The following is a 5,863-nucleotide window of genomic DNA, read 5'->3' as shown; positions in this document are numbered from 1 at the left end:
TACTACAACAATGGCTGCTATCACGACAGATACGGGCAGTGGGTGTGCCCAAATCACTATTGACGGATCGACGCAGACGTCGGGCGGCGGCCGTCCGCTGCCGCCGCGCGCCGGCTCGGGCGCGCGGATGCCGATGATCGGGTCGCTCGGCGATGTGCCAAGTCGCTCGGCAAGAAGCGCGATCAGAGGCTAGCGACGGTCGTCACGCATGACGGGTGCCTGCTCCGAGCCGACAGCCGATATGAGGCCCTGTGTTGGATGCCGATCCTGTATGTGGGCCGAGGACGTGGACGCGTTTCCGCGCTGGGCGCCGCGCCTGAAAAACTGCCGCGCCTTCATCGATGCGGCCAACGCAGCCGGCGCCAAGGCCGAGATGCTGGTGCTGCCGGAGGTCGGCATCAAGGGCAACACGCATATGCTGATGCAGGACGATAACAGCCTGGAGATCGCCGACATCCTGATCGACTGGATCGGCAAGCACGTCGCGACGGTGGAGTGAGCCACGCGCGACGTCAGTGCGTGGCGGGCGTCGCCTCGGCGTCGATTGACGCGGTTGCGGCGGGGATGCGTTGGAGCTGGCGGTCCAGCTCGCGGAACACATATTCGGTCGCCTTGTAGGGTGTCGTCACCCTGCGATCGAGACCGTCGTTAAAGGAGACATGCACACCGTCACGACCTGCCATCTGACTGCACGAATAGGGAAATGGTTCAGTACGATTGCGATATTGATACGGTTCGTACGTTGTCAGCGAAATTTGAACCGGAAGCGTTACGCGCGCGAAACTGGCCGTACCAGTAACCCCAGCAAATGTTGCTTCTCCGCAAGCACTGAACTCAGGCACCCCACGTTGCGCTCGGACGATCAGCGCTTCCTGCAAGGCGCTCAGGCGGCTGATGGCCACCATCAGTGCTTCCTGCTGCGGCTTCACGATCGAGATAGCCGGCTACGTAGAATTTTCTCAAGACGCGAAGCAGGACGGCCGCAAGCGGTGTGGCGAGGGCCAGGCCCAGGATGCCGAACAGGACTCCAAACAGCAATTGCATGGAGATCGTGAGGGCGGGAGGCAGCGATACCGTCTCCTTCTGCATCCCTGGTGTAATGACGTAGCTCTCGATGGTCTGAACGGCAACATAGAGGCCCGCAATCCAGAGCGCCGTCGAAAGTCCGTCCGAGAGACCAAGCAGGACCGCAGGGGTGGCTGCGAGGATCGGGCCGATATTAGGAATGAAGGTCAGTAGCGCGGCCAGCACCGCGAGGATCAGCGCCAATGGCACGCCGAGCGCCCATAGTCCAAGGCCGGTCAGGACGCCGACCGCCGTCATCGACACGAGCTGCGCCATCAGCCAGCCTCGCAGCGCACTTGCCGCCTCGCCCAGCATGTCGGTTGCCGCCGGACGCAGGCTCGGCGCCAGCAGTGCGGTCAGCCCCCTCGCATAGATGCCGGGGCTGATTGCCCCGTAGAGACCCACGAAGGCGATGACGACCACGTTGCCGATCAGGCCAAACGTGGTCGAGAAAGCCGAGGTGGCCAGCCGACCTGATGGCATGAAATCGCCGGGATCGAACATGTCGAGAGCGCGGCGCATCCAGCCGTGCGCCTCGACATAGCTGCGGACGGCCTGGATGGCCTGCGGGAGGCTGTCCAGCAGCTTCTGGAGCTGGTCGGCGAATGCGGCTCCGGCGAACGCCAGGAATGCCGCCGCTGCGGCGACGAACGAGATGCCGAAAATGGCAAGCCCGATCCCCCTCGCGACGTGGGCGCGGGCTGCGATCACATCACCGCCGCCCCTGACGAACACCGCAAAGAGAATGCCTGCGAAAACGACGAGCAGCACGTCGGCGGCCAGCCACAGCACCACCAGGATAGCGGCGCAAACGACCAGCACCGAGACAGTTCTGCGGGACACTTCGACTCTCGTTCCTTGGTGGTATGGCGGGACAGCGGCCGGGCTAAATGGCGCGGCGACAGAACAAAGACGAGCGCGCCCGAACAAGTTCCACTGCTGCAGGCGTTCTGAGCAGGAACGCCGGCACGATGCGACTACATGGGCAGGAACTGAGCAGCCGAGGCCGGCGTTGACGAGCAGTCGGCGGGAGTTGAACCTGTGCTGACGCGAGCACGGGCCTCCATTGTTTCGATCGTCATCCGTTGAGCTACTCGGGAGCGCTGCGCGCCAACTGCTAACGGCCGCTCGGCCGCTCGGTATCCTTCGATTGGCGGTGGGCTGCGACCAGGCGCCGTCTCGAACTAAGACAACGCGGCTTTTGCATTGAGCGGCTGACCTGACGGTCGACGGCCCGAAAGGAGACAACGAGTGCCGGCCTGGTTATCTGCAGGTCTTTGGGGTTTGCTCGGCGCCTCCTCGCTCGTGATGGGCGCAGCCATCGCGTACCTGGTGCGCATGCCCCGCTGGTCCACGGCGTCGATCATGTCGTTCGGCTGCGGCATTCTGATTTCGGCCGTCGCCTACGATCTGCTGGAGGACGGTTTCGAGGAAGGCGGGTTGCTGCCGATCGTCGCGGGCGCGCTTGCGGGCTCCGTCGCCTATGCGGTCGCGGACTGGGTCGTGTCTGCGCGCGGTGGTCACCACCGCAAGCAATCCGGGCCCGGCCAGCAGAGCGCATCGCAGGGTTCGGGTCTCGCCATCGCGATCGGATCGTTGCTCGACGGCATCCCGGAGAGCATCGTTCTCGGGCTGACCGTCATCAGTGGCAAAGGTCTCAGCGTCGCGATGTTCGCGGCGATCTTTTTGTCGAACTTCCCCGAAGGGCTGTCCAGCGCCATCGGAATGCGACACGCCGGACGAAGCCCCGCTTACGTGTTCGGGCTTTGGGCCGTGATCGCGGTGCTGTCCGGCGCCAGCTCGCTTGCGGGCGCCGCATTACTGCAAGGGGCCGCGCCGCAACTGCTTGCGAGCGTCAATGCGGTCGCCGCCGGCGCGCTGCTGACGATGGTCGTGAATACCATGATCCCGGAAGCGGTGGACCAGGACCACAAGGTGACCGGCGTCCTTGTCGTCGTGGGCCTGCTCGTCGCTTTCGCCCTGTCTAATGGAAATTGAACAGCGTCAGCAGGGTTTGTGCACTGGGGTGCACGCCAGCACTGTCACCGCGTTACTCCGCCCCGTCTCAGACACCGCACCGCTTCTCCGCGAGCACCAACCTCAGCCACGCCACATTGCGCTCGGCGACGGCCAGCGCTTCGGCGGCGGTCGGATATTCCGCGCCGGCGTAGTACTGCACCGGCGTCCAGGCTCCCCGGTCCTCGACATCGCGCCGGAATTCCTCGAAGCCGAACGAACCGTCCGGGCGGGCGAAGACGTCGACGCAGCGGTCGTGCTCGGGATTGTCGATGCTGGTAAGCACGGTCCAGCTGCGATCGAGGCGCTGCGACATCGCTGATAGCCTCAGGCGCGGGCTTTGGCCTTGGCGCCGGCTGGCTTGGCCTGGGTGTTGGCGAACGCGGCAATCACGGACTCGGCGGAGACGACGAATTTCGACGCAAGCCCATCCGGCCCCATGGTCTGGCGGCTGACGCGCGCGCCCTCCAGCATCAGGATCAGCGTGTCGGCGAGGGTGTCGGCGGCTTTGATGCCGGCGTCGCGGCACAGTTGCGCCAGGCGGTCGCGCTGCCCGCGCTTGAAGCCGGCGATGACCTGCCTGGCCGGATGCTCCTGCTCGGTCAGCTCGATCGCGGCGTTCGTGATCGAGCAGCCGCGGCCGTCGGGGCCGCCGCAGCCGCCGCCCTGCCGCAACCAGGTGCGCAACTGCGCCATCGCATCACCGGGGTGAGCGGCGGCGAGACGGTCCCAGAGCCCGTTGGCCTCCTCGGCCACCTGCCGCAGGCAGGCGACGACCAGATCGTCCTTGGAGCGGAAGTGCCGATACAGCGTCATCTTGTTGGTGTCGGCCGCCTCGGCGATGGCGTCGACCCCGATGCCGCGCAGCCCGTGCTTGCGGAACAGGCCGCGCGCGGTGGCGACAATGCGGTCGCGCGGTTTGGCTGTGATTGCGGCGTCCATGGAGGTCTCCTGGGATGCACGAATTCGGGAGCGCGATATTTTGGCTTGACCCAGATGTTACTGACCTGTAACACCTCTAGTTACTGACTAGTAACACCCGGTACGCCTGCGGTCAAGGCGACGAGAGACGGAGACGAGTGATGGGCATCTGCTTCAGCGAACCGACCATCGACGAGCTGCTCGATGACAGCCTGACCCAGGGCCTGATGCGGGCCGACGGCGTCGATGCCGCCGCCCTCAAGCGCATGCTGCTCCGGCTGGCGTCGTCGATCGAAAGCCGGCCCGCGCTCCAGCACGACCTGATCGCAGCGAACCGCGGCATCGTGGCATGGGGCGACCCGACTGCGCTCGCGCATGACCCGTCCGATATGGCGACGCTTCCGACAGCCGCCACCCTTCCATCCAATCCCTGCGTGGCCTGCTAGCCCGCCCGCGCAACGCCTGAGAAAGAGCAGACCATGACGACGACTTTACGCTGGATCGGCGCATTGCCATCGGCCCTGCAGGCCGGGATCGACCGTGCGGTCTCGGCAGAGCTTCACGCCATCGCCTCCGATATAAGCCGGTCGCGGCTCGCAGGCCGTGCGACGCACGCAACCGAGGCAGCGGCGTGCGCCGCCGAGGCAAACTGCGCTGCGCCAGGACAGATCGCGGCCTGACAGGGCGCGTAATCGCGCCCGCGCTCCTCGACCTCGCCTTGGAACAGCCTGCGAACATCTTTGTCGCGCTCGGCTTCGCCGAACGGGTCCTGAAGCACAGCTTGTCGCGCCTATTGTCGAGCGCGGTAGTTGATTCCTCAATGCTCCAGGGCGATGCTGTACAATCGGGTACGGCAACTTACTACAAGCCATTGGCCGCCAGTTATCATTGAAGAGAATGAGCAAGTTTCCAACCTCGGTTCTGACAACCGTCAATGCGCCACACCGCAGGAAGCTGGACGCGCAGGAGCTTGCTTATTGCCTGATGCATCCGGCGGCTGCGCAGGCTGCCTCAGGACAGATGTCGGCGTTCTTCGGCGAAGTCGCGCCGGAACTGCAGAAGGAATTTGCCAGGGCGTTCGGCATCAGTGATGCCCAACTCGCGGTCGCAGCCAGGGCGTTCGCAGCCTATTCAGGCGAAACCTATCCGCTGGCGTCATGAGTGCGGGCGGCGCGGATTGGGCACGTCTCTTTCGCATTGCCTGCGCGCTGATCCGTCAGGTCAATTCCGAGCAGATCATCATCGATTCCTGGCCGCTCGGCGGCGGTACGGCCATGATGCTGCAGATCGACCATCGTGAAAGCCACGATATCGATATTTTCCGGACCCGCAGCTGCTCCCCTTTCTCGATCCAAAGCTGCACGATTTCGAGTTCGAAATTTCGCCTTCGGAGTACGCGGGCGACGGAGCTCGCTTCCTCAAACTGGCCTTCGACGGCATCGGGGAGATCGATTTCATCGTCGGGGCGGTCATGACGACGCCCTCAGTGACGCGGCAAACGGTCCAGGGCGAACAGGTTGATCTCGAAACCGTCGCCGAGATCATCACGAAGAAAGTCCACTATCGCGGCGCGAGCATCAAGCCACGCGACATTTTTGATATCGCCGCCGCAGCAAGGCATGACCGCGATGCCCTGGTCCGAGCACTGAAACTGTACAAGGACGACGTTGCACGCTCGCTTGCTACCATCGCGCGCCTGAAGCCGGAGTTCGTTAACGCGGCCATTTCAGATCTTGCAATCAAAGACGAGTTCAAGCCGCTCGCGGCTACCGCCCTCGATGAGGCAACGGCTCTCCTGCGGTTCATCTAGCAGGCGAGCGCTTTTCTTAAGTGATTGATTTCGCTGGTACAGTTGGGTGGG

General features: G+C 64.2%; 10 protein-coding genes. 6 read left to right on the top strand and 4 right to left on the bottom strand.

Features of this window, described 5'->3' with window-relative positions:
- The first annotated feature begins 271 nt into the window (after positions 1-271).
- Positions 272-499: a hypothetical protein gene (locus WA702_RS29140; protein ID WP_425113995.1), complete on the top strand. Its 228-nt coding sequence runs from the start codon at positions 272-274 to the stop codon at positions 497-499.
- 13 nt (positions 500-512) lie between these two features.
- On the opposite strand, the gene WA702_RS29135 is transcribed toward WA702_RS29140, so the two are convergent.
- Complete coding sequence (locus WA702_RS29135) at positions 513-905, bottom strand: hypothetical protein (RefSeq protein ID WP_425113994.1); 393 nt, start codon at positions 903-905, stop codon at positions 513-515.
- Positions 835-1,908, bottom strand: a complete 1,074-nt coding sequence (locus WA702_RS29130; RefSeq protein ID WP_425113993.1) for an AI-2E family transporter — start codon at positions 1,906-1,908, stop codon at positions 835-837. The genes WA702_RS29135 and WA702_RS29130 overlap by 71 nt, the downstream gene beginning before the upstream one ends.
- 441 nt (positions 1,909-2,349) lie before the next feature.
- Between WA702_RS29130 and WA702_RS29125 the strand changes: the two genes are divergently transcribed.
- A complete protein-coding gene (locus WA702_RS29125; RefSeq protein ID WP_425113992.1) occupies positions 2,350-3,063 on the top strand; it encodes a ZIP family metal transporter in 714 nt (237 codons plus the stop codon).
- A 67-nt stretch (positions 3,064-3,130) separates the two neighbouring features.
- Here WA702_RS29125 and WA702_RS29120 read toward each other — a convergent pair whose 3' ends face one another.
- Positions 3,131-3,397: a hypothetical protein gene (locus WA702_RS29120; RefSeq protein ID WP_425113991.1), complete on the bottom strand. Its 267-nt coding sequence runs from the start codon at positions 3,395-3,397 to the stop codon at positions 3,131-3,133.
- Between the two features lie 11 nt (positions 3,398-3,408).
- Positions 3,409-4,062 carry a TetR/AcrR family transcriptional regulator gene (locus WA702_RS29115; RefSeq protein ID WP_425113997.1) on the bottom strand — a complete coding sequence of 218 codons (654 nt, stop codon included), beginning with the start codon at positions 4,060-4,062 and terminating at the stop codon, positions 3,409-3,411.
- Positions 4,063-4,163: 101 nt separating this feature from the next.
- Between WA702_RS29115 and WA702_RS29110 the strand changes: the two genes are divergently transcribed.
- From WA702_RS29110 to WA702_RS29095, 4 genes are all read left to right on the top strand, one after another.
- Positions 4,164-4,448, top strand: coding sequence for a hypothetical protein (locus WA702_RS29110; RefSeq protein ID WP_425113990.1), 285 nt, complete (start codon positions 4,164-4,166; stop codon positions 4,446-4,448).
- A gap of 451 nt (positions 4,449-4,899) precedes the next feature.
- A complete protein-coding gene (locus WA702_RS29105; protein WP_425113989.1) occupies positions 4,900-5,163 on the top strand; it encodes a hypothetical protein in 264 nt (87 codons plus the stop codon).
- Positions 5,160-5,477: a nucleotidyl transferase AbiEii/AbiGii toxin family protein gene (locus tag WA702_RS29100; RefSeq protein WP_425113988.1), complete on the top strand. Its 318-nt coding sequence runs from the start codon at positions 5,160-5,162 to the stop codon at positions 5,475-5,477. Before WA702_RS29105 ends, WA702_RS29100 begins: the two co-directional genes overlap by 4 nt.
- Complete coding sequence (locus WA702_RS29095; RefSeq protein WP_425113996.1) at positions 5,360-5,812, top strand: nucleotidyl transferase AbiEii/AbiGii toxin family protein; 453 nt, start codon at positions 5,360-5,362, stop codon at positions 5,810-5,812. Before WA702_RS29100 ends, WA702_RS29095 begins: the two co-directional genes overlap by 118 nt.
- Positions 5,813-5,863 lie beyond the last annotated feature (51 nt).

Source organism: Bradyrhizobium sp. (assembly GCF_049798375.1).
GTDB lineage: Bacteria > Pseudomonadota > Alphaproteobacteria > Rhizobiales > Xanthobacteraceae > Bradyrhizobium.
The sequence above is the reverse complement of the archived record's forward strand: the minus strand, read 5'-3'. Positions and strand labels throughout refer to the sequence as shown.

Bases quoted from the DNA above. Each gene is read 5' to 3' on its own strand.
- WA702_RS29140 (WP_425113995.1), top strand. From the start codon at position 272: ATGTGGGCCGAGGACGTGGACGCGTTTCCGCGCTGGGCGCCGCGCCTG.
- WA702_RS29135 (WP_425113994.1), bottom strand. From the start codon at position 905: ATGGTGGCCATCAGCCGCCTGAGCGCCTTGCAGGAAGCGCTGATCGTC.
- WA702_RS29120 (WP_425113991.1), bottom strand. From the start codon at position 3,397: ATGTCGCAGCGCCTCGATCGCAGCTGGACCGTGCTTACCAGCATCGAC.
- WA702_RS29110 (WP_425113990.1), top strand. From the start codon at position 4,164: ATGGGCATCTGCTTCAGCGAACCGACCATCGACGAGCTGCTCGATGAC.
- WA702_RS29105 (WP_425113989.1), top strand. From the start codon at position 4,900: ATGAGCAAGTTTCCAACCTCGGTTCTGACAACCGTCAATGCGCCACAC.
- WA702_RS29100 (WP_425113988.1), top strand. From the start codon at position 5,160: ATGAGTGCGGGCGGCGCGGATTGGGCACGTCTCTTTCGCATTGCCTGC.